Source organism: Nitratireductor soli, assembly GCF_001050155.1.
GTDB classification, from domain to species: Bacteria; Pseudomonadota; Alphaproteobacteria; order Rhizobiales; family Rhizobiaceae; genus Nitratireductor; species Nitratireductor soli.
Genome location: NZ_LFVY01000001.1, coordinates 1 through 24,537, shown reverse-complemented (window position 1 = coordinate 24,537; position 24,537 = coordinate 1). Strand labels below are relative to the sequence as shown.

Sequence of the window (24,537 nt, the reverse complement as noted above, 5' to 3'; positions counted from 1 at the left end):
GCTTTTGGGGACTGTCACCCGACTGTCATCAAAGCGTCATTCGTTTGAAACGCATGCTCCCGATGGTGCCGCCTCCGGCGCATCGACCCCAGAACGAAACTGGGTTTCTAAGGGAGCGCGATGCGCGGGTTCATCTGTAGGCGGCGTTCGAGCGTGTCCGGTCGGGCACACGGCGCTGCGGGGCCGCGAGGGAGCTTGCCACATGGGACACCGAACTTTTTTCTTCAGCCTGCTGTTCAGCGCGGCGGCCATCGTGCCGGCGCATGCCGAGATGGCGTTCAACCGCATCGCCACCTTTCCGGTGGCCGAGAACCTGCCGGCCGATGCCGATCCGGCAACCGTGACCTCTTCCGAAATCATCGCCGCAAGCCCTGACGGCAAGACGCTGGTCTACTCCGACAGCCCGCTGGGCGGCGTCGGCTTTATCGACATCACCGACCCCAAGGCGCCCAAGGCCGGCGGCGCGCTGTTGCTCGACGGTGAGCCGACTTCGGTCGGCGTGGTCGGCGGCAAGGCCATCGCCGCGGTCAACACGTCCGAAAGCTATGTGAAGCCGTCCGGCAATCTGGTCGTCATCGACATGGCAACGAAAACGGCGGAAAAATCCTGTGACCTGTCCGGACAGCCCGATTCGGTCGCCATCAGCGCCGACGAGCGCTTCCTGGCCGTCGCCATCGAGAACGAACGCGACGAGGACCTGAACGACGGCGTCATCCCGCAAATGCCGGCCGGCGACCTGAAGATCTTCACCCTGGCCGACGGCATTCCCGATTGCGGCAGCATGAAAACGGTCGCGCTGACCGGTCTCGCCGAAATTGCGCCGGAGGATCCGGAACCCGAATTCGTCGCCTTCAACGAGGCCGGCGAAATCGTCGTCACCCTGCAGGAGAACAACCACATCGCCATCGTCTCCGCCGAGACGGGTGATGTGATCAGTCATTTCTCCGCCGGCACGGTCAACCAGGACAAGATCGACACGCTGGACGATGGCGCGCTCGATTTCAGCCAGCAGGCGCGCGACCTGAAACGTGAGCCGGATGCCGTGAAATGGCTCGACAACGACCGCTTCGTCACTGCCAATGAAGGCGACTACGAGGGTGGCTCGCGCAGCTTCTCAATCTTCAACAAGAAGGGCGAGATGCTGTTCGATTCGGGCGCCGACCTCGAGCACCGCGCCGCGGCCGTCGGTCACTACCCGGACAAGCGTTCCGACGCCAAGGGCGTCGAGCCCGAAGGCCTGGAGGTCGCCACCTTCGGCGACACGCGCTACATCTTCGTCACCCTCGAGCGCGCCTCGCTCATCGCCGTCTATCGCGACACGGGCGCAGCGCCCGAATTCGTTCAGCTGCTGCCCTCGGGCATCGGCCCGGAAGGCCTGGTCGCCATCCCTGCGCGCAACCTGCTGGTAACGGCCAATGAAGCCGACCTGGTGGAAGATGGCGGCGCCCGTTCGCATGTCATGGTTTACGAGCTTGGCGAAGGCGCGGCGGTCTATCCGACCATCGTCTCGGTCAACGACGATGCCGGCGTACCGATCGGCTGGGGCGCCCTGTCGGGACTTGCCGCCGACCCGGAGAAGCCCGGCATGCTCTATGCCGTCTCGGACTCCTTCTACGGCAGCCAGCCGGCCATCTTCGCCATCGACGCGACGCAGACGCCGGCGCGGATCACCCGCAAGATCGTCGTCACGCGCGGCGGCGCTGCCGCCCAGAAGCTCGACCTCGAAGGCATCGCCGCCGACGGCAAGGGCGGTTTCTGGCTGGCCTCGGAAGGCAACAGCGACAAGCTGACCCCGCATGCGCTGTTTCATGTGGACGGCGACGGCCGCATCAGGAAGGAGATTGCCTTCCCGGCCGAGCTCCTGGCCAACGAGCTCCGTTTCGGCATGGAAGGCGTCACCACGGTCGGCGAAGGCGACGACCAGATGCTGGTGATGGCCATCCAGCGCGAATGGAAGGACGACCCGAAGGGCCAGGTGAAACTGGTCGCCTACAAGCCCGCGACCAAGGAGTGGTCGGCCGTGCGCTATCCGCTCGACGCCGGCGAGAAGGGCTGGGTCGGCCTGTCGGAAATCACCGCGCGCAACGGCAAGCTCTACATCGTCGAGCGCGACAACCAGATCGGCGCGGCGGCGAAGATCAAGAAGCTCTACGCCGTGTCGCTCGACGGTTTCAAGCCGGCAGCACTCGGCTCCGACCTGCCGGTGGTGGAGAAGACGCTGGTGCGCGACATCCTTCCCGACATGAAATCGGCGACCACTGGCTATGTCCTCGACAAGGTCGAAGGCTTCGCCATCGACGCCGACGGGACGGCCTATTTCGTCACCGACAATGATGGCGTCGACGATTCATCTGGCGAGACCATCTTCGTCAATCTCGGCAAGCTCGACGCGCTGAATTGATCCCGTAAGCCTCCCAAGGCGGAAAACCCCGGCTTCACCGAGGCCGGGGTTTTCACATTCAGGACCAATGTTTTCCCATTCAGGAAACGTCGAGAACGATCTTGCCGATATGCGCTCCGTCTTCCATGCGCTCGTGCGCCCGCCAGGCTTCCTTCAGCGGAAAGATCATGTCCATCACCGGGGCGATCTTGCGCGCCGCCAGGAGCGGCCAGATATGCGCCTCGAGCTCGGTGGCGATCCGCCCCTTGAACGCCACCGAACGCGGCCTGAGGGTGGAGCCCGTATGGGTCAGCCGCTTGCGCATCACCTGCGAGAAATCCGCCGTCGCCTTGGCGCCGTTGAGAAAGGCGATCTGCACGATGCGCCCGTCCATTGCCGCCGCCGCATAGTTGCGGTCGATGTAATCGCCGCCGATCATGTCGAGGATGACGTCGGCGCCGTTGCCCTCCGTCTCGTCCCTGACCGCCTGGACGAAATCCTCCTCGCGGTAATTGATGGCGCGCACCGCGCCAAGCGCCGTGCAGGCAGCGCATTTCTCCGCCGAACCGGCCGTGGCGATCACCCGCGCGCCGAGCGCCGTGCCGAGCTGGATCGCCGCCGTGCCGATGCCCGACGAGCCGCCATGCACGAGCAGCGTCTCACGCTCCTTCAGCCCGCCGCGCTGGAACACATTGTGCCAGACAGTGAAGAAGGTTTCCGGAATGGCCGCCGCCTCGGTGAAGGTGAAGCCGTGCGGCACGGGCAGGGCGTTGGTTTCATGCGTCAGGCAATATTCGGCATAGCCGCCGCCGGGCGTCAGCGCCGTCACCCGGTCGCCCACGTGCCAGCGCCTGACCCCCTCGCCGACCATGACCACCTCGCCCGCCGCCTCCAGCCCGGGCAGGTCCGAGGCGCCGGGCGGCGGCGGATAGAGCCCCTTGCGCTGGATCACGTCCGGCCGGTTGACGCCGGCGGCGCGCACCTTGATCAGGATCTCGCCTTCACCGGGTTGAGGCAGGGGTCTCTGCTCCGGTTTCAGGGCCATCGGCCCGCCGGGTTCGCTGATCGCCACGGCGGTCATCTTCTCGGGAAGCGCTTTTTGATTCATGATGCCCCTGTTGATTTGATGCCCGCCGCGCTGCACGATCACCGGACGGGAGTTGGTGGGAACGGGGCCACATTGCACGGGCCCGCGCCGATCTGACTGTCGGTTATGTATCGTCTTGCGGGTGGGAGGCAACGGGAGAAACGCCATGAGCATCTTCGACGAAGATGGAGCAAAGCCCAAGACCGGCCACCAGATCGGCCAGGACCTGTCCCTCCTCTCCGTGGAGGAACTGCACAGCCGCATCGCGCAGATGAAGGGCGAGATCACCCGATTGGAACAGGAGATCGCCAGCAAGGGCGCAACCAAGAACGCCGCCGAAGCGTTGTTTCGCCGCGTGTAGAACCCGCACCGCCAGCGCAATCGAGTCGTTTGGTGGCGGATTTGCGATGCTGATGCGTTGCTTGTTTGCCCATAGTGCGATTCATCGGTCGAATGATACTTCGACGTCTGACAAGATCATGCTTGAGCCACGAATGAAGGTGAAGGCGACCCTGAACAACCGCCGGCCGGCCACAGGCTGAAAAGCAACCACCACGCGGATCATACCCATGCTGTCTCCCCTCGGCTCCATCGTCGCGCTTCTTTGCGGAACCGCGTTTCTCTTGACCGCATCGGGACTGCACGGGCTTCTGCTGCCGCTGCGTGGCCAGGCGGAAGGTTTCCCGACCGCCGCGCTGGGCGCGCTCGGCACGGCCTGGGCCATCGGCTTCGTCGCCGGCTGCTTTCTCGGTCCGCGCCTGGTGCGCCGCGCCGGTCATGTCCGCGCCTTCGGCGCCTTCGCCGCGCTGGGCGCCATCGTCGCGCTGCTCAGCGGCATGTGGATCGATTCCATCGGCTGGGTGCTGCTGCGCGTCTTCACCGGCTTCGTCATGGCCGGCGCCTTCATGGTGATCGAAAGCTGGCTGAACGAAAAATCGACCAATGAAAACCGCGGGACGGTGTTCGGCATCTACATGATGGTCACCTACGCCGCGCTGACCACGGGCCAGATGATGGTGGCTTTCGGCGACGTGTCGAACACCATGCTGTTCATGACGACCGGCATCCTGTTTTGCCTGGCGCTCATCCCCACGGCGGTTTCCAAGGCGGTCACGCCGCAACCGCTGGCCGAGGTCTCCCTCGACCTGAAGGGGCTTTACGCAAACTCGCCGGTGGCCTTCATCGGCTGCGTGCTGATCGGCATGGCAAATGGCGCCTGGGGCACGCTCGGCGCCGTCTATGGCGGGGAGATCGGCATCTCGACCCTGCAGATCGCCACGATGATGAGCCTTGCCGTGTTGGCGGGAGCCGCCTTCCAGTTGCCGGCCGGGCGCATCTCCGACCGGATCGACCGCCGTTTCGTCATCGCCGCCGCCGCCTTCGGCTCCGGCGTGATCGGCCTGCTCATTCTCCTGACCGCGCCGCGCAACGGCGCTTTCGTCATCGCCATGACGGCCGTCTACGGCGCTTTTGCCTACACGCTCTATTCGATCATCGTCGCCCACGCCAACGACCATGCCGCCTCGCAGGACTTCGTCAAGGTGTCGAGCGGCCTCCTGTTCCTCTACGGCTTCGGAACCATGCTCGGGCCGCTCCTCGGCGGCGTGCTGATGGAGTGGATGCGCCCGGAAAGCCTGTTCCTGACCACCGCGCTGGCGCATTTCGCGCTGGGCGCCTACACGCTGCTGCGCATCACGCGCCGTGCCCCGGTGCCGGTCGAGGACCGCGAGGCGTTCAAGACCCTGCCGTCGGAGCGCGCCGCGACACCGCAAGCCGCGGTGCTCGATCCACGCAGCGACGGCGAGGTCGAGGCCGAACCGGTCGAATAGGATCGGGCGTGGTCATCCGGCCTTGCGTCGATGCGTCAAACAAATGGTTGAATGGATAGCGCGGGCGCCAACGCGCCTGCGCTACGGAATTGCCATTTCATTGTGCGCCCGAATGGACGCACGGCGCTCCAAGAGCGGGATGAGGAAAAGTGTGAAGCGGTTTTCCGCCCGCATCCCGCTCTAACTTATCGAGAGCGATCACGTTTATGATTTTGGATTGATTCAATCCAAAATCATCGTGATCTAGTGACGGGTCCAGCCCGCCCTGAGCTTCTCCATCTCGTCCTTGATGGCCAGCTTGCGCCGCTTGAGTAGAGCGATATCGGATTCGTCGACTGACGGGTGCAGCTTGGCGTCGTCTAGCTCGCGCTCCAATTCACCATGTTTGCGCTTCAACTCCGCAAGATGGGATTCAAGAGACATGATTTGGATCTCCTTCGCTTCCTCGAATACGCGCCGGGACCGGGACCCGCCCAGTTCTCCCGGCGGCGAAAGACAGTCTGCCACCGCAATTGTGGCTTGTCGAATAGAAGCTGGTAGGATTTCCCGAGCCGCGTGAATATGCTATCGGTAGCAGTGCTGCCTGGCATGTTCGGCAGCGCATTCGACAGGGCGTTTTGCGCCGGAATGGCACATTCATGGACCAGCTGACCGTGGTGATATCGGAACAGGAACAGGCCGAGATTCGACTTGAATTCGCACGCCTGAAACAGGACCACGCGGATTTCGATGCCGCAATTGAGGCAATGATCGCCACCGCGTGCGATCCACTGCGCATCCAGCGCATGAAGAAGAAGAAGCTGGCCCTGAAGGACCGCCTGCAAGAGCTGGAAGACCGTATCATTCCCGACATCATCGCCTGATTCGCGGTTTTGCGGAGCGCGCCGGCGACCCGTCAGCCTTGCGGCGAAGGACGCTTTTGACTACACGCTGCTCCCGGGAACGTCTGGCGGGAATGTCTGGCATCCGCATGCATGTGCTGCACGAGAAATCAGCGCCGTTGAGCCTTCGGCCAGCGGAGAACGGCGCCAGGGATTGGGGAACTGCATGGTTGAGCGATCCGCGCCGGTGGCGATCATCATGGGAAGCCAGTCCGATTGGGCGACGATGCGGCACGCGGCCGATACGCTCGACGCGCTCGGCATAGAATACGAGGCCCTGATCGTCTCGGCGCACCGCACCCCGGAACGCCTTTATGATTTTGCCCGCGGCGCCCGCGACGAGGGTTTCAAGACCATCATCGCCGGGGCCGGCGGCGCGGCGCATCTGCCGGGCATGACCGCCGCCCTGACCCCGCTTCCGGTTTTCGGCGTGCCGGTCGAATCGAAGGCGCTCTCCGGCCAGGATTCGCTTCTCTCGATCGTCCAGATGCCGGCCGGCATCCCCGTCGGCACGCTGGCCATCGGCCGGCCCGGTGCCGTCAACGCAGCGCTTCTTTCCGCCGCAGTCCTCGCCCTGCACGATGAAGTGCTGGCCGAACGCCTGGATGCATGGCGCGCCGCGCAAACCGCGCAAGTGGCCGAGTACCCGGTGGATTGACCATGGAAACCGCTCTTCCGCCCGGCGCGACGATCGGGATTCTCGGCGGCGGCCAGCTTGGCCGGATGCTGGCGATGGCCGCCGCCAGGCTGGGTTACCACACCGTCGTTCTCGACCCGGCCGAAGACAGCCCGGCAGCGCAGGTCGCCGACACATTCATCAACGCCGCGTTTGACGACGCGGCCGCCCTGCGCCGGCTCCTGTCCCTGTGTGCTGTGGTCACCTATGAGTTCGAGAACGTTCCGGTCGCCACGACACGGATGCTTGCCGAGCTGCTTCCCGTCTTTCCGCCCCCCGATGCGCTGGAGATCGCCCAGGATCGTCTCGCCGAGAAGATTTTCCTGAATTCGGCCGGGATATCCACAGCCCCGTTCGTTTCTGTGGATAGCGACGACGATTTGCGCAGCGGCCTGCGGCGCTTCGCCGGCAGCGGCGTCCTGAAAACGCGCCGCCTCGGCTATGACGGCAAGGGACAGAGCGTCTTCCGCGCCGGGACGCCTGCAAGCCTCGACGGCGTCTATCAGGCGATGGGCGCGGTGCCGCTGATCCTCGAGGCGCTCGTGCCCTTCGAGCGGGAGGTGTCGGTGATCGCCGCGCGCACACACGATGGCGCCACTTCCGTCTACGACCCGGTGGAAAACCGGCACCGGAACGGCATCCTGCACAGTTCGACCGTGCCGGCCGCGATTGGCCAGCAGACGTCTGAAGCTGTCCGGCAGGCCGCAGCCGACATTCTGGCCGCGTTGGATTATGTCGGCGTGATCGGCGTCGAGTTCTTCGTCCTCGAGAACGGCAAGGTGCTGGTCAACGAGATCGCGCCGCGCGTGCACAATTCCGGACACTGGACGGAGGCGGCCTGCGCCATTTCCCAGTTCGAGCAGCACGTCAGGGCTGTCTCTGGACTGCCGCTCGGCAATCCCCGGCGCCACTCGGACTGCGTCATGGAGAACCTGGTCGGCGACGAGGTTCTGCGCGCACCGCAGCTTCTGCGCGAGCCGAACCTGGTTCTTCATCTCTACGGCAAGCCCGAGATAAGGCCGGGCCGCAAAATGGGTCACTTCACCCGCCTTACGAGCAGGTGAGGAGACCGCCGTGCTGCCCGCCAACCCTGCTTTCAGAGCAATAGAGGCGGTGCAAAAGGTTGACACGGACAAGCATCCTCGTCTATGAGCCGGGCAACTTATGGCGCGCAGAGATAGCGCGCCTTGCCATTTCCGGGCCGCGAGGCTCAATCACATTCCGGGCCGCGAGGCCCAATCACGGACAAGACCGATGAAGATCAAGAATTCGCTCAAGGCGCTGAAGACCCGCCACCGGGAAAACCGCCTGGTCCGCCGCAAGGGCCGCATCTACATCATCAACAAGTCCAACCCGCGCTTCAAGGCGCGCCAGGGCTGATCCTCAGGCATGCCCGTTTTCTCGGGCGTGCGCGGTTCACGCGAAATTCAGTTTTCCTGATGCCGATGCGCGCGTATGATCGCGCCATGGTCCGATTCATCGCAGTTTTTTGCACGGCATTCCTTGCGTTCTCACCGGCCACCCAGGCTGACGAGCAGCCTCGGGCACCCTTGGCTTCCGATACCGGGACGGCGCAGGAAGCGCCGTCCCGGCTCGACGCGCTTTTCCGGGATCTCAAGCACGAAAGAAACGAGCAGGCCGCCCGGCGCATCGCCCTGCGCATTGGCGAGACATGGAGCGATTCCGGCAGCGCCACGGCCGCCCTCTTGGTGCAATGGGCGAACGAGGCGATCAAGGCTGAGAAGTTCCCCGTCGCGCTCGACTTCCTCGACCAGGTCATCCTGCTCTACCCGGACTATGCCGAGGGATGGAACCGCCGCGCCACGCTGCATTTCATGATGAACGACTACGCCCGGTCGATGGCCGACATCTCCCGCACGCTCGAACTGGAACCGCGCCATTTCGGCGCGCTGTCGGGAATGGCGAGGATATTGCAGTCGACAGGCCGTCAGGAGCAGGCGCTGGCCGCCTATCAGCGTGTCCTGGACGTCTACCCGATGCTGCGCAGCGCGCAGAAAGCCGTTGGCGAGCTGGCCGATGAGCTGGCGGGGCAGGGAATCTAGATCGGTTCATCGTTTCCGTGAAACGATGAACGCATCAAATTCCGCCGAGGCCGTCCGAACCGATATAGGCGATGCGCAGCATGTTCGTCGCGCCGGGCGTGCGCAGCGGCACGCCGGCTGTGATGATCACCCGGTCGCCCGGCTTGGCGAATTTTTCCTCATAGGCGATGCGGCAGGCCCGGTCGACCATGTCGTCCAGATCGTTGGCATCCGCCGTCACGACGCAATGCGTGCCCCACACCAGCGACAGGCGGCGCGCCGTCTCCACCACCGGCGACAGCGCGATGATCGGCACGTGCGGGCGCTCCCGCGCGGCGCGCAGGCCGGTCGTCCCCGACGAGGTGTAGGTGATGATGGCCGACAGGTTGAGCGTCTCGGCGATCTGCCGCGCCGCCATCGAGATGGCGTCGGCGCCGGTCGCCTCGGGCTCGCTGCGCTGGGCGTTGATGATGTCGCTATAGGTCGGGTCGCGCTCCACCTGCGTGGCGATCGAGTTCATCGTCGTGACGGCCTCGACGGGATAGTCGCCCGCCGCCGATTCGGCCGACAGCATGATGGCGTCGGCGCCCTCGAACACGGCGGTTGCCACGTCGGAGACTTCGGCGCGCGTCGGGACCGGCGCCGAAATCATCGATTCCAGCATCTGCGTCGCCACGACCACGGGCTTGCCGGCGCGCCGGCAGGCGCGCGTGATCTGCTTCTGGATGCCTGGAACGGCCTCGAGCGGCATCTCGACGCCGAGATCGCCACGCGCCACCATCAGCGCATCGGACAATTCGATGATTTCGGCCAGGCGCTTCACCGCCTGCGGCTTCTCGATCTTGGCCAGCAGCAGGGCCCGGCCGCGCGCCACCTTGCGCACCTCGGCCAGATCCTCGGGCCGCTGGATGAACGACAGGGCGATCCAGTCGACATCGGCCGACAGCACGGCGTCGAGGTCCTTGCGGTCCTTCTCCGTCAGCGCGCCCATCGGCAGGTCCGTGTCGGGCAGGCTGACGCCCTTGCGGTCGGAGATCTTGCTGCCCGCCACCACCTCGCAGGTGATCGATTTTCCGTCGTTCTCCAGCGCCTTCAGTTGCAGGCGGCCGTCGTCGATCAGCAACCGATGTCCCGGCTCGACCGATTTCAGGATTTCGGGATGCGGCAGGTGCACCCGGGTCGCATCGCCCGGCGCCGCATTGTCGTCGAGCACGAATTTCTGGCCGACCTCGAGCGCCACGCTCTTGTCGGCGAAGGCGCCGACGCGCAGTTTCGGCCCCTGCAGATCGGCGAGAATGCCGATCGGGTGCCCCACCTTCTTTTCGACCGAGCGGATGCGGGCGACGAGCGTGCGCATCAGGTCGTGACTGGCGTGGCTCATATTGATGCGGAAGACGTCGGCGCCCGCCGTCAGCAGGCGCTCGATCATGGCTTCGTCGGAAGAGGCCGGGCCGAGCGTCGCCAGAATCTTGACCTTGCGGTTACGCCTCATTGCGCACCGCCGCCATTGGCGCCCGCATTGGTGCCCCCATTGGTGCCCCCATTGGTACCGTTGAGCGTGGTGTCGTCGGTCGGGCTATCGGTCAAATCCACCATCCAGTTTTCCTGCTCGCGCGTGTCGTATTCCTGGAATCCGGCACGCTGGAAGCCGCGTGCGAAACAATCATTGGTGCCGGCAATCTTGAACTCGGTGAGGGCTATGCACATCTGGGTCGCGCCTTCCCAGCGCCCGCCGCGCGCGGCGTCTTCCGCATAGATGTAGTAATAGCGCGATTCGAGCAAGCCCTCGATCAGCGTCTTGCAACTCGATTTCTCGATATGCCACCAGCCTTCGCTGACCCAGCCGCTGGCCGTGCGGTAGCCGATCGCCACGCCGACCAGGTTCTGCGTCGAATTGCAGACGCGGAAATCGGCAAGCGCCGGTGTCGGCGCCAGGAGAAGCGCGCATAATCCGGCAGCAGCAAGCAGAAAAGCCCCCCGGCAATTCACGCGTGACGCCCGACGCAGCATTTCCCGACACCCTGATCGCAAGTTGAGCATATTTTCCTTTTCGGCAATGTCCGCCCCCCTGTCAACGCGGCATCGGCAGCCGCGGCACGTTTTCGCCCAAGCCATTGCGATTGAGCGCGCTTCATGGAAGGAAACGGTCATAGAGCGATAACAGCACCGTTAAACGAACCGTTTCAAGCCTGCCGAAAGCCCGATGACGTCCCACCCCTTCGAAGCTCCCTATGAACGCATTGCCGGCGACGACGGCAAGGGTCTGGTGCTGATTGCCGACCATGCCAAGCGCGCCCTGCCCGCCGCCTATGCCGGGCTTGGCCTGCCTGCCGGCGAATTCGAACGCCACATCGCCTACGACATCGGTGTCGAGAACGTGACACGCGCACTGGCAAGGCTGACCGGCGCGCCGGCAATCCTGTGCGGCTTTTCGCGCCTGCTGATCGACCCCAACCGCGGCGAGGACGATCCGACCCTGATCCGGCAGCTTTATGACGGCACCATCGTGCCGGGGAATTATCCGATCTCCGAGGCAGAGCGGCAGACCCGGCTCGACCGGTTCTACCGGCCCTATCACGCGGCCGTCGCGGAACTGATCGCGCACACGGCGGCGGCCAGCGGCGCCGCGCCGCTGGTTATTTCGCTCCATTCCTTCACGCCGGTCATGCAGGGGCGGCCACGCCCCTGGCACGCCGGCCTGTTGTGGGACCGCGACGACCGCGCGGTGACGCCGCTGATCGCCGCCCTTGCCGCCGACGAGCGTCTGACCATCGGCGACAATGAACCCTATGACGGCGCCCTGCCGGGCGACACGATGCACCGCCACGCGACGATGAGCGGCCTCGCCCACGCGCTGATCGAGATCCGCCAGGACCTGATCGCCGACGAGGAAGGCGCCCGGAGCTGGGCTGAACGCCTGGCGCCCATCCTTGACGCGATCAACGCCCGCCCCGATATGCATGAGGTGAGGCATTACGGCTCGCGCACCGACCGGATATGACGAGGACCCTGCCATGACGACGCTCACCGACGATCAGAAACGCGACCTGGAGGCTGCCGCCTTTCGCCGCCTTGTCGATCACCTGCGCGACCGCGGCGATGTGCAGAACATCGATCTGATGAACCTCGCCGGCTTCTGCCGCAACTGCCTGTCCAACTGGTATCGCGAGGCGGCGGAAGCCGACGGCATTGCGCTCGGCAAGGATGAATCGCGCGAAATCATCTACGGCATGCCGTATGAGGAATGGCGCGCGCGTCACCAGACGGAGGCGACCCCCGAGCAGCAGGCCTCCTTCCAGGACAACCGCCCGAAGGACCACTGAGCCTCAAAGCGCGGTTCCCCGTCCTTTTCGCCCCTTGACCCTGGACCTCGGCTGAGGCATCGAACCTGCAACCAGCCCGCGCGCCCCGAGTCGCGGGCATTCGATCCATGAACTGGAGTTTCGCATGGCCGACGACATCACCACAGAGACATCCGAGACCGTGGCCGCCGGCCAGCTTCGCGCCTTCATCGAGCGCGTCGAGCGTCTCGAGGAAGACAAGAAGACGATCGCCGAGGACATCAAGGAAGTCTATGCCGAGATGAAGGGCAATGGCTTCGATACCAAGGCGGTGCGCACGCTGGTGCGGCTGCGCAAGAAGGATCAGGCCGAGCGCCAGGAAGAGGAAGCCATCCTCGACCTCTACATGGCCGCGCTCGGCATGGAATAGGCTGCTCGGCCGCCGGTGCGGAATGGCAACAGCACGTAACACTGTACTCTTGGAGGGGTCTTCCATGACAGAGGCTGGAAGTTGCGAATGCGGATCAGTCGCCTACAGCCTCACAAGCGATGGTCCCGTGCATGTTTACGCGTGTCACTGCCTGAACTGCCAAACCCGCAGTGGTAGCGCTTTCGCCGAGCATGCGATGGTGCCGGCCTCCGCCTTTGCCTGTGAAGGGACAACGACAACCTACAGCCGGACGGCCAATGACATCCGGTTCGAGGAGGTGTTCTGCGACGTTTGTCATACGCGCCTCTTCAACCGGAATAGCGCTCTCCCAGATATGATTTTCCTGCGTGCGGGCACGCTGGCCGGCAGCCAGAAGCTGGAGCCCATCGTTCATATGTGGACCAGGCGAAAGCAACACTGGATCAGCCTCCCTGATGGTGTCCCCTCGTTTGAGGAATCTCCAACGCCGGAGCAATTCGGCGCCGCTGTCCAGCAGGCACAGCAGCGTAACTCGGCTGACCGCTGACCGCGCATCGTGGCGCGATGGCGCGCTTGTCCCCATCGCTTTCGTGCGCCGGCAGTTGGAGAAAAACCCGGTTCGCCCAAGGCGGAGGCTCGGATGCACCAATGAATGCGACCACCCCGCCAGGATGACAGGGTTGCCGCCCTTACGTTTTGCCGCAAGCGCTGCCTATTCGATGTCGAACGACACGCCCTGCGCCAATGGCAGCGCCTTCGAATAATTCACCGTGTTGGTGGCGCGGCGCATATAGGCCTTCCAGGCGTCGGAGCCCGATTCACGCCCGCCGCCCGTTTCCTTCTCGCCGCCGAACGCACCGCCGATCTCCGCACCCGACGTGCCGATGTTCACATTGGCGATGCCGCAATCCGAGCCCCGCGCGCTGAGAAATTCTTCCGCCTCGCGCATGTCGGTGGTGAAGATGGACGAGGAGAGGCCGGCGCCGACCGCATTGTGCTGTTCCAGCACCGCGTCGAAATCGCTGTACTTCATGACGTAGAGGATCGGCGCGAAGGTTTCTTCCAGCACCACGCCGTCCTGCCTGGGCATCTCCACCAGGGCCGGATGGGCGTAATAGGCATCGGCGTTGCCGGCGTCGAAGCGCCCGCCGCCCGTCACCTGCCCGCCAAGCGCCTTCGCCGCTTCGAGCGCCTTCTGCATATTGTCGAAGGCCGCCTTGTCGATCAGCGGGCCGACCAGCGCATCCGTCGCCAGCGGGCTGCCCACGGATACCGATTGATACGCCTTGCGCAGGCGCGGCAGCAGCGCGTCATAGACCGATTCATGGACGAACAGCCGGCGCAGCGTCGTGCAGCGCTGGCCGGCCGTGCCCATGGCGCCGAAGGCGATGGCGCGCAGCGCCATGTCGAGATCGGCCGAGGGGCAGACAATGCCGGCATTGTTGCCGCCGAGTTCCAGAACGGCGCGGGCGAAACGCTTCGCCAGGCGCGGACCCACTTCGCGGCCCATGCGCGTCGAGCCGGTGGCCGAGACCAGCGGCACCTTCGGATGATCGACCATCGCCTCGCCGACCGCCCGGTCGCCGATGATCACGGTCATCAGATTGTCCGGCGCGTCCTGGCCGAAACGCTTGGCGGCACGCGCGAAGATCGCCGCGCAGGCAAGGGCGGTGAGCGGCGTCTTCTCCGACGGCTTCCACACCACACTGTCGCCGCAGACGAGCGCCAGCGCTGCGTTCCAGGACCAGACGGCGACCGGGAAATTGAAGGCCGAGATGACGCCGATCACGCCAAGCGGGTGCCAGGTCTCCATCATCCGGTGGCCGGGCCGTTCGGTGGCGATGGTCAGCCCGTAGAGCTGGCGCGACAGGCCGACGGCGAAATCGCAGATGTCGATCATCTCCTGCACCTCGCCGAGGCCCTCGGAACGGACCTTGCCGACCTCGATCGAAACGAGGCGGCCGAGATCCTCCTTCGCCGCGCGCAGCTCCTCGCCCAGCAGCCGCACCAGTTCGCCGCGCCGCGGCGCCGGCACGTCGCGCCAGGCCTTGAAGGCGTCATGCGCCCGGTCGATGACAGCGCTGGTTTCGGCCGCGGAGATGGAGGCGATTGCGGCGATCTGCTCGCCGGTCACCGGCGTGCGGACGATCAGGTCACCGCCGGAGAGGGTTTTCGGGTCGACGCCCAGCCGCTTCAGGATGTCGCTCGTCTCGGTCTTGATGCTCATGGGTGCTTGGCTCCCTGGGAGTTGGTTTGACTGGCGCGCAAAAGCACGCCGCATGCGGCCGGAATATAGGGTCTGGCCCTTCGGCCGGAATGTAGGGTCCGGCCCGCCGCAATGGAAACGGAAAATCGGACTGTATTGATGATGAGCGGTCATGCGTCTGCCGGCAGGCGGCGGTCAGACCTGTTTGACGATCCACGACACGAAGGCATCCGCCGAGGGGTTGTCGACACCGAGCGGCTGGACGAGGAAATAGCTGTTTGCCGTCTTCAGCATCGTCTTGCCGAGCGGCACCAGTGCGCCGGAGCGCAGTTCCTCCTCGATCAGATAGGCCGGCACGAGCCCGGCGCCGAGCCCGGCCGACGCGCCGGCAATGACCATGGTGAACTGGTCGAACTGCTTGCCGGGCAGGGCCGGAACGTCATCGACGCCGGCCTCGTGCATCCAGTCGGCCCAGGCGCCGGGCCGGCTCTGCAGATGCAACAGGGGTGCGTCGAAAAGCGTCTCTGCCCCGCTGATGCCATGACGCTCGATGAAGCGCGGCGCGGCGACGGCGATCATCGCCTCGTCGCACAATTTGGTGAGTTTCGCATCGGGCCAGTTCTCGCGGCCGAAATGGATCGCCACATCGAACCGCTCACGCGCCAGGTCGAACGGATCGATGCGCGCCGTCAGGTTGATGCCGATGCCGGGATGAGTCTTCTCGAAGTCCGGCAGGCGCGGAATCAGCCAGCGCGCGGCGAAGGTCGGCAGGCTGGCGACATTCAGCACCGTACCCGACATGCCGGCGGCGATCGCCCGGTGCAGCGTCTGCGCGATGCGCCCCAGATCGTCCTCCAGCGCATCCGCCAGGTTCTTGCCGGCCGGTGTCAGCACCACCCGCCGCCCGACGCGGCGAAACAGGCTGAAGCCGAGGGCCGCCTCCATGTCGCGTATGTGCCGGCTGACGGCGCTCTGCGTCAGGTTCAGCTCTTCCGCGGCAAGCGTGAAACTCTGGTGGCGCGCTGCCGAGGCAAAGCTGCGCAGGACGGAAAATGAGGGGAGGAAACGCCGCGCGAACCTGTCTTCCACCATGATCAAATGCCTGCCTACGCCAGCGCCAGGACCTGCCGCGCGCTTTCCTCGTCGGTGATGAACACGGTCGGTTCGACGAGTTTCATCGCACCGATCAGCGCATCGATCTTGTCGGCACCGCCCGAGGTGAGGATGCGCATGCGCGCGCGGCGCAACCGGTCGACATCGACCGACATCACCCGGTCGTTGATCGGGTGATCCACCAGCGCGCCGTCACGGTCATAGAAGTGATAGAGAATGTCGCCCACCGCGCCCTTGCCCGCCAGGGCCTCGCGCATCGCCTCGCTCAGATAGCCGCCGCGATAGAAGGTGGTCGCCGAGGCGATGCCGCCGACCGACACCAGCACCGCGTCCAGCGTATCGGCGAGCGTCAGGATTTCATGCAGCCCGCAGCGCTCGATCAGCGCCGTCTTGGTCTCGACGCTGTCCACCACCGCCGGCGCCGGGATGAGATAGCCGTCCCCCTGGAAGGCACGGGCAAAGCGCCAGGCGAATTCCGCCGGGTTGAAGCGACGCGCCACACCGACACCGCCGAGCAGCGAAATAACCTTGAAATCGGCCAGCGGGCGGGCGCGCATGAACGGCAGCGAGCCGAACAATGTGCGCCCCCAGCCGACGCCGACCGACATGCCCGCGGCCACCACGTCGGAGACGAAGCTGCCGGTGGCGGCACTGATGGCGGGGATCGGATCGGCGCCTGGCTGCGACAGCGGCGCAACGACGGCGCGTTGCAGGCCGAACCGCTCTTCCAGGGCGCGTTCGATGCTGGTGATTTCCGCCAGATCGCCCTCGATGGTGATCTTGACCTCGTTGCGCGAGCGCGCCTCGGCCAGCATGCGCACAACACTGACGCGGCCGATGCCGAGAATCTCGGCGATCTCGTTCTGCGTCTTCTGCTCGACGAAATACATCCATGCGGCACGCACGCGCAGGCGGTCGGTCTTGCTGCTGATGGCGCTGCTCCTGGGACGCGCGGCGGCCATCTCTGCCGAACCGGTCGTCCCCGCTGCCTGTTTTTGAACCTTCGCCTTGCTCATCTGGCCTTCCCGCACCTTTCCCACGCTCGACGCAATCACCGAGCTTGATTTCCCGACAGACCAAAACAATGATGTGGTGCCCCGGTCAATGGCGGGCGGCGGAAAACCGGTTACTTGAGGATGACACCTTATGCTTAGAGACGCTTCGGAAGAAGCGGCGGTTCATCTTAAGGACCGCTTGCGCGACATGCGGGATTTTCTGCGCGCACTCCGCCACGACCAGAACGCGCCGGCCCGCCCGCAGGGCCGATTATCCCAGGTGGAAGGCATCATCGGCCGTGCCGTCAGCGTTGTCGACGACACGCTGACCTTGGCCGAATCCGTCTCGCACACCGTGTTGCCCGGCCGGCAAGGCAGCAGCACGTTTGTCCTGCGCCCGCTCATCGCCTATTTCGTGCCGGACCCGGCCGGGGGCGAGCGCGCCTTCCGCCGCCATATGTACCGTGCGGCCAAGTCCCTGGCCGCGACGCTGGAAGATGGCGACGCCCCGGTGCTTCGCGAGACCTTTTTCACCGGCGCCCACACGGAAATCCGCCGCCGGCACGGCCATCTGCTGCTCGCCCTGCGCGATGCGCCCCGACCCGTGGCGCGACCCATCACGGCCAGCCTCCTGGCTGCTTTGCTCCAGGAGATTTGCCGTCAGGCGCTGAGCGAGGAGGGTTTCGAGCACGGTCGCCAGGAGCCCTGCATCCGCTGCTTCGCGCCTGGCTTGCTGGCGTCGGCATTGCTGATGCTCGACGACGGCGTCGATGCGGCCGACCTGCTCGAGATCGCCGCCCTCGGCATCGCCGCCCGCAGCGAGCGCATGGCGCGCGGCCTGCAGGCCGACCGGCCGATTGCCGATCTGACGGCGATCTTCGAAAGCCTGCTGACGCATCTGCCGTGATCTGCTCTAGGGTCAGGACTAGCATTTTGCAGTCAGGTGGAATCACCTGGCGTCCGCATAAATGCGGAAAAACAATGCGTTAGACCGGTTCGGCGCTTCTGTGAAACGCCGAACCGCTCTAACCGGCCCCGCTGAACAGCTCCGAAAGCTGCTTCTTCACGCCCTGGACCGAGGCCGGGCTCATGCTGAGTTCGGTCAGCCCCATGCGGATGAATTCGGGAATCAGGTCGCTGCGCGCCGCCGCCTCGCCGCACATGCCGATCTCGATGCCGGCGGCGAGCGCCGCTTGCGCCGCCTGCTCGATGGCCGCCATCACCGCGGGGTGCGACGCATCGTTGAGCGTGGCGACGGCCGGGTTGAGCCGGTCCGCCGCCATCACATACTGCGTCAGGTCGTTGGTGCCGACGGAGAAGAACGCCACTTCCCTGGCCAGCGCCGGCGCGGCGAAAACCGCCGCCGGCGTCTCGATCATCACGCCGAGCGGGAAATCCGCATGGGCGACGCCCTCCGCCGCGAGCTCGGCTGCGCATTCCTCGATGATGACGCGCGTGCGCCGAACCTCGCTCACGTCGGACACCATCGGCAGCATGACCTGCAGATTGCCGTGGACGGCGGCGCGCAACAATGCCCGCAATTGCACCTTGAAGATATCCGGCCGGTCGAGGCACATGCGAATGCCGCGCCAGCCGAGGAACGGGTTCTCCTCCTCGGGAAACTCGACGCCGGCAATCGGCTTGTCGCCGCCGATATCGAGCGTCCGCACGATCACCGGGTGGTCGGGAAACGCCCGCGCCAGCGTGGCGTATGTCTCGGCCTGCATGTCTTCGGACGGCAGGTGCATGTGCCGCATGAACAACAGCTCCGTGCGGAACAGGCCGACGCCCATGGCGCCGGCTTCCCGCGCCGCCTCGATCTCCTCCAGTGCGCCGAGATTGGCCGCGACCTGGATGATCTTCCCGTCGGCGCGGCGCGGCACCAGATCCTTGTAGGCCTTCAGCGCTTCCTTCTCGCGATCGGCCGCGCCGATCATCTCGGCGAACCGTTTACGCGCAGCATCATCGGGGTCGGCAAACACCCGACCGGCATTGCCGTCGATCGCCGCCTCGCTCGCCTCACGCAACTGATGCACCGCGTCACCAAGGCCAAGCACCGCCGGAATGCCGTGCGTGCGGGCGATGATCGCCACATGCGAGGTCGCCCCGCCATGTCCGCAGACCACCCCGCCAAGCCGCTTTAATGGCGCGCGCGCCAGATCCCAGGCGCCGATGTCCTCGGCCACCAGGATCGCCCCATCGGCGATGTCGTCGAGCCGGGCGTCCTCCTGGCCAAGCAGCGCCAGGCAGATCTGCCGGGCGATGGCGTCGAGATCTTCGGCCCGCGCGCTCAGATAGGCGTCGTCCAGCGCGCGGAATTCGCCGGCAAGCCGCGAGGATGCGGCGATCACCGCCGAAACGGCATCAAGCCCCCCGTCGATGGCGTCCAAAGTCTCGTCGCGCAGCGCATCGTCGGCTGCAATGTCGCGCAGCGCGGCAACGATGCCGCGATCGCTGTCCTGCATGCCGTCTGCCGCGAGCGACTGGTCGAGCCGCTCCTGCAGGCGCGCCACCGCGCTTTCGAACAGCGCTTTCTCGGCGCCGATCTGGTCGGGCGCCAGCGTTTCGTTGCGCGGTGCGATCTGCGCGGGAAAATGCGCGAACACCGGCCCAAGCGCCACGCCCGCACTGGCCGGCACACCCTTGAGACCACCCGTGCCACCGGCGGGCGCGGGCCGGTTTGCCGGCGCGGACGATGGCGCCGCCGGCGCGGATTGCGCCTCCACGGCTGCTTCGTCGACCCCGGACAACGGGTTTTCCAGATAGGCGATCAGCGCCTCGACGGCCTCGATCGAATCGGCGCCCTCGGCGCGGATGGTGACCTCGTCATCCTCCTTGACACCGAGCAGCATGAGCTTGACGGAGCTCTTGGCGCTGACGGCCTTGCCCCCCTTGACGATTTCCACATCGCTTTCGAAACCCTTGGCGAGCCGCACGAAGCGGGTCGCGGGTCTGGCGTGCAGCCCTTCCTGCACTCGGACGATGGTCGAGCGTTCCATGCGATTCTCGTATACTCTGTGTGAACGGACGGCGCTATTCGCCGATGGTGATGACGGCACCGGTCTGCAACGCGGCGACCAGGACCGAGGGTTCGATCGCCGAGGCGCAGATCTCGCCCGGCCGCTCCACGGTCCGGGCGCCGTTGAAATTGATCACCACATGGCCGATTTCGCGCACCTTGTTCCAGGCGGCATCGCCCATGGCTGTGATTTCTGCCGAAACCGTGCCCACGCGCACCGGCGTGCCGGCAGAAGGCGCATTGGACGCCGGGCCTTCCTGAGCGGCATGCAGCACAGACACTTCGGCAAGCTCCTCCGGTGCGCCATCGGCAAACAGGATCAGCACACCGCCCTCGGCCAGTTCCGCCACTTCAGGTCCAACTGCGGTAATGCGCGTCTTGAGAAACACCGGCATTCAGAAACTCCCGGAAAAACAGCATGCAACCAATCGAATGAGGCCCGGCGATGGCGAATGCAGCCGCCGGGCCTGCATTCCTACAGCACCAGCAGGCTCACCACCCAAGCGATGAGCACGGAGACCGGACCCATGATCTGGCGGCTGATGAGCACCGCCGGAACGCCGATTTCGATCGTCTTCGGCTTCGCCTCGCCCAGCGCCAGGCCAACGGGCACGAAGTCGCAACCCACCTGCGTGTTGTAGGCAAACAGCGCCGGCAGCGCCATGGCCGGGGCGATGGTGCCGTTGGCGATCTGCGGGCCGATGATGGCGACGCCGATCACCTGCGCGATCACCGCGCCCGGCCCAAGCACCGGCGACAGGAACGGCAAGCCGCAAATGGCCGAGATGATCAACAGGCCGACGATGTTGTTGGCCAGCGGTCCCATCGGCTGTGCCAGCACATCGCCGATGCCCGTGTAGAGGATCAGGCCGATCAGCATGGTCACGAAGGCCATGAACGGCAGCACGTTGCGCACCACCTGGTCGATGGTTCGCCGCCCGGCGTTGAAGAAGATGCCGACGACGCGGCCCATCACCCGGCCGATGCTGCTGATCAGGCCGATCAGGCCGCCTTCGCTGGCCGTTTCAACGGGTGCCGCCGCACCGGCTGCGGCGAAACCGTCCGAGGAGGCCGCACCCGCCACCGTTGCAGCCGCGCTGCCGTCGGCCATCTCGAGATTCTCCAGCTTGACGCCGGACACATAGATGTCCTCGGTGATGAACTGCGCCAGCGGCCCGGCCTGGCCGACCGGGGTCAGGTTGACGGTCGGGATGCGCTTGCGCGGATAGACGCCGCAGCGCGCCGTGCCGCCGCAATCGACCACCACCACGGCCATCTCGCTTTCCAGCGGCGGGCTCTTGAACCCGTCGACGGCTTCGCCGCCCGTCATCTCGGCGATGCGCCTGGCGACCGGATGGATGCCGCCGCCCGTGACCGAGACGATCTTGCTGCGCTCGGCCGTTGGCTCGATCACCAGCGGACCGCCCCAGCCGGACGCGCCCTTCGAAATCTTGACTGCCTTGTATGTGTTAGCCATGTCCGCCCCTCCCCTAGAGCTCAACGCCCTGGCGGCGCGCCATGATGGCGGTGATCCGCTCGGTCAGCATGCCCTTGAGCAAGATCACGACGAGACCGACGAGGGCGTACCAGATCGCCACGGTGATGTGATAACCGCCCGGCACCGCGCCGGTACGCTCCAGTTCGAGCAGCGCCACGAGAATGCCGCCCCAGACGAAGTACTCGCCCGGATTGATGTGCGGAAACAGGCCGAGCGGCGGATGCACATAGGACACTGCAGCATCGTAGAAGGCCGGCTTGTGCTTCTCCTCGAGGAACGAACCGAACGTGTAGGCCATCGGGTTGGTCAGGAAGAACACGGCAAGCACCGGCAGCACCGTGTAGCGCGTCAGTGCGATGCGCCCGGCGCTCTGGGCCAGGCCGTGCACGCGCTTTTCGCCGACCAGTTCGGTGATGGCGTAGAAGGCGGTCATCAGCACCACAAGCGTCGGGATGATGCCGGTGACGAAGCCGGCGAAGACTTCGCCGCCCTTCTGGAAGATGCCGATGAAATATTTGCCGGCGGCGGTGAGCCAGCCGAGCTGCTCTTCCTGGGTCACGGTGTTCAGCTTCTCGCGGAACTCCTCGACCGAGATATCGCCGCTCGCCTGGGCGAGAACGACGAGATCATGCGATGCGCCCTTCATGGCAAGCTTGCCATGCAGCGCGGCATCGCCCGCCAGCGATCCGGCCATATGCAACCCCTGCATGGCCGTATCGGCGTGTTGCGCCATAAGTGAAATGACTGACATTTTCCTCCCTCTCCTTCGCTGATCCGCACCGGTCTTTCGGCCGGCTCAGGATTCCCGTTTCATGCTTGCCGGTTCATGACTGTGCGTTTGCCGCCGCCAGCGACGCCGTAAGCGGCGGCTCGGCGCCGGAGCGCGTGCGGTCGATCTGCGCCACCGCCTGGGTGATCGCCGACGTCAGGCCCGGTGCGTCCGCGCCGAACAGGGCGGGCTCGGCCCGCAGCCGGTCGAGGGTCATGCCCTCGAACTCTTCATGACGTGAAAACTTGGCGAAGACCGACCGGCCGCTCATCGTCAGGATGCGGCGCACGGTCAGATCCGGCGCGATGACGACGATGGCGATGGCGCCCTTCTTCAGGAACCGGCCGTGAAACGCGCCCGTGCCGACATAGCCGTCGGCAAACTTTTGTGTGATGCCTTTGAAGACGTCGGAATAGTGGCGCATCTGCAGCCACACCCCGTAGGATTGCAACGCCCATACCAGAGCCAGGAGCAACAGCCCCCACTGCCATAATGCCATCAGGCAACTCCTCCCAAACCGCCTATTCCCCTGTGCGTGCGAAGCCTGCATCGGCACAACGGGAACAGGAAATTAAGAACATTTGTTTTTTCAAATGTCAAATTGTATATTCGATGCGGGAAGCGTCGCCGCCCCCGGCGCGGCTCATTTGATTGGAAACCGCCGCCCGCATGCTATGATTTCCGCGAAGGAGCCTCAAACGTGGATCTGGACTTCAAGAACGAATTGGCGGTGATGCCCGACCTGCGGCACAGGCTGCGGCAGCTGCGCTGGTTCCGCGCCACGTTTCGCGGCAATGCGAAAGCCGTGACCACGCATTACGGCGTCCGGTTCGACATCGACGAGGAAAAGCTGACCCGCGTGTTTCTCGACTGGGTCGAGATGATCGACGCACGCAAGGAATTCGCCCGGCTCGACCGCGCCGATTTCATCGTCTACACGGCCGGCCTGGCGCTCAAGGAACTGATCCGCCGGGCGCCCGCCAGCATAAGCCCGGGCAGCGAGGTCGCCAGCACCGCTGCCAATGCGGAGATCGTCCGCTTCTGGCCGGAAGGCTTCCTTTACACAAACTACTGCGTCTGCGCGATCGCCGCCATATTCGAGCAGGAGTTCGGCCAGGCGCCGCTGCTCGACCGCTGCGCCGACGATTTGCGCACCTGGTGGTCCTATCGCGAGAACACGCGCGAAATGCCGGCTTCCGCCGTCGCCTTCCTGGATCGTTTCCTGGGCAGCGAGCCCAACTGGGTCGCCCCGGACCTGGTCGAGGGGCGGCTTGCCATGCGCCGGGCGCTCGAGGCGCTCGAGGCGCTGCCGGCCATCCCCGGTTCTGCCTGAACGGCGATCCGTTTCCGCCCACGACAACCCGCCTCCCGAAAAACCCGGAGCCTACATGCAGCGTCCCCTGATCATCTTCGATTGCGACGGCGTCCTCGTCGACAGCGAGCCCCTGGCCGCCATTGCCTTCGAACGCGTCTACCGCAAGCACGGCATGACGATCACCGCCGAGATCGTCGGCCAGTGCATCGGCATGAAGGAGGCCGACATCATCACCCGCATCCATGAACTCACCGGGCATGCCTTTCCGGAGCATGCCACCGACGATTTCTGGGTGGAAACGCAGGCGCTGTTCGCCGAGGATCTGGAGCCGACACGCGGCATCCTTCCCTTTCTGCAGATGCTGCGCGGGCCGCGCTGCGTCGCCTCTTCCTCGTCGATGAAGCGCATTGCGCTCAGCCTGGAGGTCACCGGCCTTGCCGGCTTCTTTGGCGACGAGGTCTTCAGCACGTCGATGGTGAGGCACGGCAAGCCGGCGCCGGACATCTTTCTCTTCGCCGCCGAAAGGCTCGGTTCCGCGCCGGCTTCATCGGTGGTGATCGAGGATTCTCCCTTCGGCATACAGGGTGCGGTGGCCGCCGGCATGACGGCCATCGGCTTCACGGGCGGCAGCCACACCTATCCCGGCCACGCCGAAAAACTGACGGCAGCCGGCGCACACGCAATTTGCGCCGACTGGCCTGAAGTGGAGCGCGAACTGGCGCGGCGCGGCTTTATCGCGGGTGCCATTGCCGAGGGCTGATCTCCGGCTGGTGCTGCAAGCCCCCTCACCGACCCGCTTCGCGGGCCACCTCTCCCCCGCAAAGCAGGGGAGAGGAGCGCTGTCATCGATGACGAGCTCCCCTCCTCGCCCCCACACAGTGGGGGAGAGGTGGCCCGCGAAGCGGGTCGGTGAGGGGGCAACGCCTTCCCTACACCAGCATGGCGAACGGGTTCTCGATCACCTGCTTGAAGGCAGCGAGTAGTTCGGCGCCGAGCGCCCCGTCCACCGCCCGGTGGTCCGTCGACAGCGTCACCGA

28 protein-coding genes are annotated in these 24,537 nt (G+C 65.3%); 15 read left to right on the top strand and 13 right to left on the bottom strand.

Features of this window, described 5'->3' with window-relative positions:
• Nucleotides 1–202 precede the first annotated feature (202 nt).
• Entirely contained in the window at nucleotides 203–2,401 is a 2,199-nt protein-coding gene (locus AB843_RS00135; RefSeq protein ID WP_048644767.1) for an esterase-like activity of phytase family protein, read from the top strand.
• A gap of 79 nt (nucleotides 2,402–2,480) precedes the next feature.
• Here the strand turns inward: AB843_RS00135 and AB843_RS00130 are convergent, their stop codons facing one another.
• Nucleotides 2,481–3,488, bottom strand: a complete 1,008-nt coding sequence (locus AB843_RS00130) for an NAD(P)H-quinone oxidoreductase (protein ID WP_206412739.1) — start codon at nucleotides 3,486–3,488, stop codon at nucleotides 2,481–2,483.
• Nucleotides 3,489–3,633: 145 nt separating this feature from the next.
• On the opposite strand from AB843_RS00130, the gene AB843_RS00125 reads away from it, so the two are divergent.
• Both AB843_RS00125 and AB843_RS00120 read left to right on the top strand, forming a co-directional pair.
• Nucleotides 3,634–3,828, top strand: a complete 195-nt coding sequence (locus tag AB843_RS00125) for a DUF1192 domain-containing protein (RefSeq protein WP_048644766.1) — start codon at nucleotides 3,634–3,636, stop codon at nucleotides 3,826–3,828.
• Nucleotides 3,829–4,036: 208 nt separating this feature from the next.
• Nucleotides 4,037–5,296 (top strand): MFS transporter, encoded by a 1,260-nt coding sequence (locus AB843_RS00120; protein ID WP_048644765.1) that lies wholly within the window; start codon nucleotides 4,037–4,039, stop codon nucleotides 5,294–5,296.
• A gap of 243 nt (nucleotides 5,297–5,539) precedes the next feature.
• Here the strand turns inward: AB843_RS00120 and AB843_RS00115 are convergent, their stop codons facing one another.
• Nucleotides 5,540–5,719 (bottom strand): YdcH family protein, encoded by a 180-nt coding sequence (locus AB843_RS00115; protein WP_048645153.1) that lies wholly within the window; start codon nucleotides 5,717–5,719, stop codon nucleotides 5,540–5,542.
• A gap of 236 nt (nucleotides 5,720–5,955) precedes the next feature.
• Between AB843_RS00115 and AB843_RS00110 the strand changes: the two genes are divergently transcribed.
• The 5 genes from AB843_RS00110 (at nucleotide 5,956) to AB843_RS00090 (ending at nucleotide 8,916) form a co-directional block, all read left to right on the top strand.
• Complete coding sequence (locus AB843_RS00110; protein WP_040677569.1) at nucleotides 5,956–6,159, top strand: YdcH family protein; 204 nt, start codon at nucleotides 5,956–5,958, stop codon at nucleotides 6,157–6,159.
• A 184-nt stretch (nucleotides 6,160–6,343) separates the two neighbouring features.
• Complete coding sequence (gene purE, locus AB843_RS00105) at nucleotides 6,344–6,835, top strand: 5-(carboxyamino)imidazole ribonucleotide mutase (protein ID WP_048644764.1); 492 nt, start codon at nucleotides 6,344–6,346, stop codon at nucleotides 6,833–6,835.
• Between the two features lie 2 nt (nucleotides 6,836–6,837).
• A complete protein-coding gene (locus tag AB843_RS00100; protein WP_048644763.1) occupies nucleotides 6,838–7,917 on the top strand; it encodes a 5-(carboxyamino)imidazole ribonucleotide synthase in 1,080 nt (359 codons plus the stop codon).
• Between the two features lie 190 nt (nucleotides 7,918–8,107).
• Nucleotides 8,108–8,233 carry a type B 50S ribosomal protein L36 gene (ykgO, locus tag AB843_RS00095; RefSeq protein ID WP_009452263.1) on the top strand — a complete coding sequence of 42 codons (126 nt, stop codon included), beginning with the start codon at nucleotides 8,108–8,110 and terminating at the stop codon, nucleotides 8,231–8,233.
• 86 nt (nucleotides 8,234–8,319) lie between these two features.
• Nucleotides 8,320–8,916: a tetratricopeptide repeat protein gene (locus AB843_RS00090; RefSeq protein ID WP_048645152.1), complete on the top strand. Its 597-nt coding sequence runs from the start codon at nucleotides 8,320–8,322 to the stop codon at nucleotides 8,914–8,916.
• Between the two features lie 34 nt (nucleotides 8,917–8,950).
• Here the strand turns inward: AB843_RS00090 and pyk are convergent, their stop codons facing one another.
• Entirely contained in the window at nucleotides 8,951–10,387 is a 1,437-nt protein-coding gene (gene pyk, locus AB843_RS00085; protein ID WP_048644762.1) for a pyruvate kinase, read from the bottom strand.
• Nucleotides 10,384–10,905: a DUF1036 domain-containing protein gene (locus tag AB843_RS00080; RefSeq protein ID WP_244467857.1), complete on the bottom strand. Its 522-nt coding sequence runs from the start codon at nucleotides 10,903–10,905 to the stop codon at nucleotides 10,384–10,386. The genes pyk and AB843_RS00080 overlap by 4 nt, the downstream gene beginning before the upstream one ends.
• A 193-nt stretch (nucleotides 10,906–11,098) precedes the next feature.
• Here AB843_RS00080 and AB843_RS00075 point away from each other — a divergent pair, with 193 nt between their 5' ends.
• The 4 genes from AB843_RS00075 (at nucleotide 11,099) to AB843_RS00060 (ending at nucleotide 13,132) form a co-directional block, all read left to right on the top strand.
• Nucleotides 11,099–11,896, top strand: coding sequence for an N-formylglutamate amidohydrolase (locus AB843_RS00075; protein ID WP_048644761.1), 798 nt, complete (start codon nucleotides 11,099–11,101; stop codon nucleotides 11,894–11,896).
• Nucleotides 11,897–11,909: 13 nt separating this feature from the next.
• The gene (locus AB843_RS00070) at nucleotides 11,910–12,218 is read left to right on the top strand and encodes a DUF1244 domain-containing protein (protein ID WP_048644760.1); all 309 of its coding nucleotides are present in this window, start codon (nucleotides 11,910–11,912) and stop codon (nucleotides 12,216–12,218) included.
• Between the two features lie 124 nt (nucleotides 12,219–12,342).
• Nucleotides 12,343–12,606 carry a DUF2312 domain-containing protein gene (locus AB843_RS00065; RefSeq protein WP_008596910.1) on the top strand — a complete coding sequence of 88 codons (264 nt, stop codon included), beginning with the start codon at nucleotides 12,343–12,345 and terminating at the stop codon, nucleotides 12,604–12,606.
• 64 nt (nucleotides 12,607–12,670) lie between these two features.
• The gene (locus tag AB843_RS00060) at nucleotides 12,671–13,132 is read left to right on the top strand and encodes a GFA family protein (protein WP_048644759.1); all 462 of its coding nucleotides are present in this window, start codon (nucleotides 12,671–12,673) and stop codon (nucleotides 13,130–13,132) included.
• Nucleotides 13,133–13,297: 165 nt separating this feature from the next.
• Here the strand turns inward: AB843_RS00060 and amaB are convergent, their stop codons facing one another.
• The 3 genes from amaB to AB843_RS00045 all read right to left on the bottom strand — a co-directional run bounded on the left by amaB (nucleotide 13,298) and on the right by AB843_RS00045 (nucleotide 16,920).
• Nucleotides 13,298–14,812, bottom strand: a complete 1,515-nt coding sequence (gene amaB / locus AB843_RS00055; RefSeq protein ID WP_048644758.1) for an L-piperidine-6-carboxylate dehydrogenase — start codon at nucleotides 14,810–14,812, stop codon at nucleotides 13,298–13,300.
• 174 nt (nucleotides 14,813–14,986) lie between these two features.
• The gene (locus tag AB843_RS00050) at nucleotides 14,987–15,883 is read right to left on the bottom strand and encodes a LysR substrate-binding domain-containing protein (RefSeq protein ID WP_048644757.1); all 897 of its coding nucleotides are present in this window, start codon (nucleotides 15,881–15,883) and stop codon (nucleotides 14,987–14,989) included.
• 14 nt (nucleotides 15,884–15,897) lie between these two features.
• A complete protein-coding gene (locus tag AB843_RS00045; protein WP_082143571.1) occupies nucleotides 15,898–16,920 on the bottom strand; it encodes a sugar-binding transcriptional regulator in 1,023 nt (340 codons plus the stop codon).
• A gap of 130 nt (nucleotides 16,921–17,050) precedes the next feature.
• Here AB843_RS00045 and AB843_RS00040 point away from each other — a divergent pair, with 130 nt between their 5' ends.
• Entirely contained in the window at nucleotides 17,051–17,806 is a 756-nt protein-coding gene (locus tag AB843_RS00040) for a hypothetical protein (protein WP_048644756.1), read from the top strand.
• 118 nt (nucleotides 17,807–17,924) lie between these two features.
• Here the strand turns inward: AB843_RS00040 and ptsP are convergent, their stop codons facing one another.
• The 5 genes from ptsP to AB843_RS00015 form a co-directional block, all read right to left on the bottom strand.
• Nucleotides 17,925–19,898 (bottom strand): phosphoenolpyruvate--protein phosphotransferase, encoded by a 1,974-nt coding sequence (gene ptsP, locus AB843_RS00035; RefSeq protein WP_048644755.1) that lies wholly within the window; start codon nucleotides 19,896–19,898, stop codon nucleotides 17,925–17,927.
• Between the two features lie 34 nt (nucleotides 19,899–19,932).
• Nucleotides 19,933–20,313 (bottom strand): PTS glucitol/sorbitol transporter subunit IIA, encoded by a 381-nt coding sequence (locus AB843_RS00030; RefSeq protein WP_048644754.1) that lies wholly within the window; start codon nucleotides 20,311–20,313, stop codon nucleotides 19,933–19,935.
• Nucleotides 20,314–20,393: 80 nt separating this feature from the next.
• Complete coding sequence (srlE, locus tag AB843_RS00025; protein ID WP_048644753.1) at nucleotides 20,394–21,395, bottom strand: PTS glucitol/sorbitol transporter subunit IIB; 1,002 nt, start codon at nucleotides 21,393–21,395, stop codon at nucleotides 20,394–20,396.
• Between the two features lie 13 nt (nucleotides 21,396–21,408).
• A complete protein-coding gene (gene srlA / locus AB843_RS00020) occupies nucleotides 21,409–22,149 on the bottom strand; it encodes a PTS glucitol/sorbitol transporter subunit IIC (protein WP_048644752.1) in 741 nt (246 codons plus the stop codon).
• Between the two features lie 91 nt (nucleotides 22,150–22,240).
• Entirely contained in the window at nucleotides 22,241–22,684 is a 444-nt protein-coding gene (locus AB843_RS00015) for a transcriptional regulator GutM (RefSeq protein ID WP_048644751.1), read from the bottom strand.
• Nucleotides 22,685–22,885: 201 nt separating this feature from the next.
• Here AB843_RS00015 and AB843_RS00010 point away from each other — a divergent pair, with 201 nt between their 5' ends.
• Both AB843_RS00010 and AB843_RS00005 read left to right on the top strand, forming a co-directional pair.
• Nucleotides 22,886–23,518 carry a hypothetical protein gene (locus AB843_RS00010; RefSeq protein ID WP_048644750.1) on the top strand — a complete coding sequence of 211 codons (633 nt, stop codon included), beginning with the start codon at nucleotides 22,886–22,888 and terminating at the stop codon, nucleotides 23,516–23,518.
• A 55-nt stretch (nucleotides 23,519–23,573) separates the two neighbouring features.
• Entirely contained in the window at nucleotides 23,574–24,260 is a 687-nt protein-coding gene (locus AB843_RS00005) for an HAD family hydrolase (protein WP_048644749.1), read from the top strand.
• Nucleotides 24,261–24,429: 169 nt separating this feature from the next.
• On the opposite strand, the gene AB843_RS24680 is transcribed toward AB843_RS00005, so the two are convergent.
• Nucleotides 24,430–24,537: 2-oxo acid dehydrogenase subunit E2 (locus AB843_RS24680; RefSeq protein WP_157384393.1), on the bottom strand; the 108-nt coding region annotated here is incomplete at its 5' end.

Excerpts from the sequence above, each read along its gene's own strand:
- AB843_RS00080 (WP_244467857.1), bottom strand. The coding sequence starts at position 10,905 with ATGCTGCGTCGGGCGTCACGCGTGAATTGCCGGGGGGCTTTTCTGCTT.
- AB843_RS00060 (WP_048644759.1), top strand. The coding sequence starts at position 12,671 with ATGACAGAGGCTGGAAGTTGCGAATGCGGATCAGTCGCCTACAGCCTC.
- AB843_RS00015 (WP_048644751.1), bottom strand. The coding sequence starts at position 22,684 with ATGGCATTATGGCAGTGGGGGCTGTTGCTCCTGGCTCTGGTATGGGCG.
- srlE (WP_048644753.1), bottom strand. The coding sequence starts at position 21,395 with ATGGCTAACACATACAAGGCAGTCAAGATTTCGAAGGGCGCGTCCGGC.
- AB843_RS00135 (WP_048644767.1), top strand. The coding sequence starts at position 203 with ATGGGACACCGAACTTTTTTCTTCAGCCTGCTGTTCAGCGCGGCGGCC.
- AB843_RS00045 (WP_082143571.1), bottom strand. The coding sequence starts at position 16,920 with ATGAGCAAGGCGAAGGTTCAAAAACAGGCAGCGGGGACGACCGGTTCG.
- amaB (WP_048644758.1), bottom strand. The coding sequence starts at position 14,812 with ATGAGCATCAAGACCGAGACGAGCGACATCCTGAAGCGGCTGGGCGTC.
- AB843_RS00050 (WP_048644757.1), bottom strand. The coding sequence starts at position 15,883 with ATGGTGGAAGACAGGTTCGCGCGGCGTTTCCTCCCCTCATTTTCCGTC.
- AB843_RS00040 (WP_048644756.1), top strand. The coding sequence starts at position 17,051 with ATGCTTAGAGACGCTTCGGAAGAAGCGGCGGTTCATCTTAAGGACCGC.
- AB843_RS00075 (WP_048644761.1), top strand. The coding sequence starts at position 11,099 with ATGACGTCCCACCCCTTCGAAGCTCCCTATGAACGCATTGCCGGCGAC.
- AB843_RS00065 (WP_008596910.1), top strand. The coding sequence starts at position 12,343 with ATGGCCGACGACATCACCACAGAGACATCCGAGACCGTGGCCGCCGGC.
- purE (WP_048644764.1), top strand. The coding sequence starts at position 6,344 with ATGGTTGAGCGATCCGCGCCGGTGGCGATCATCATGGGAAGCCAGTCC.
- AB843_RS00090 (WP_048645152.1), top strand. The coding sequence starts at position 8,320 with ATGGTCCGATTCATCGCAGTTTTTTGCACGGCATTCCTTGCGTTCTCA.
- AB843_RS00005 (WP_048644749.1), top strand. The coding sequence starts at position 23,574 with ATGCAGCGTCCCCTGATCATCTTCGATTGCGACGGCGTCCTCGTCGAC.
- pyk (WP_048644762.1), bottom strand. The coding sequence starts at position 10,387 with ATGAGGCGTAACCGCAAGGTCAAGATTCTGGCGACGCTCGGCCCGGCC.
- ykgO (WP_009452263.1), top strand. The coding sequence starts at position 8,108 with ATGAAGATCAAGAATTCGCTCAAGGCGCTGAAGACCCGCCACCGGGAA.
- AB843_RS00130 (WP_206412739.1), bottom strand. The coding sequence starts at position 3,488 with ATGAATCAAAAAGCGCTTCCCGAGAAGATGACCGCCGTGGCGATCAGC.
- ptsP (WP_048644755.1), bottom strand. The coding sequence starts at position 19,898 with ATGGAACGCTCGACCATCGTCCGAGTGCAGGAAGGGCTGCACGCCAGA.
- AB843_RS00125 (WP_048644766.1), top strand. The coding sequence starts at position 3,634 with ATGAGCATCTTCGACGAAGATGGAGCAAAGCCCAAGACCGGCCACCAG.
- AB843_RS00030 (WP_048644754.1), bottom strand. The coding sequence starts at position 20,313 with ATGCCGGTGTTTCTCAAGACGCGCATTACCGCAGTTGGACCTGAAGTG.
- AB843_RS00120 (WP_048644765.1), top strand. The coding sequence starts at position 4,037 with ATGCTGTCTCCCCTCGGCTCCATCGTCGCGCTTCTTTGCGGAACCGCG.
- AB843_RS00070 (WP_048644760.1), top strand. The coding sequence starts at position 11,910 with ATGACGACGCTCACCGACGATCAGAAACGCGACCTGGAGGCTGCCGCC.
- AB843_RS00100 (WP_048644763.1), top strand. The coding sequence starts at position 6,838 with ATGGAAACCGCTCTTCCGCCCGGCGCGACGATCGGGATTCTCGGCGGC.
- AB843_RS00115 (WP_048645153.1), bottom strand. The coding sequence starts at position 5,719 with ATGTCTCTTGAATCCCATCTTGCGGAGTTGAAGCGCAAACATGGTGAA.
- srlA (WP_048644752.1), bottom strand. The coding sequence starts at position 22,149 with ATGGCGCAACACGCCGATACGGCCATGCAGGGGTTGCATATGGCCGGA.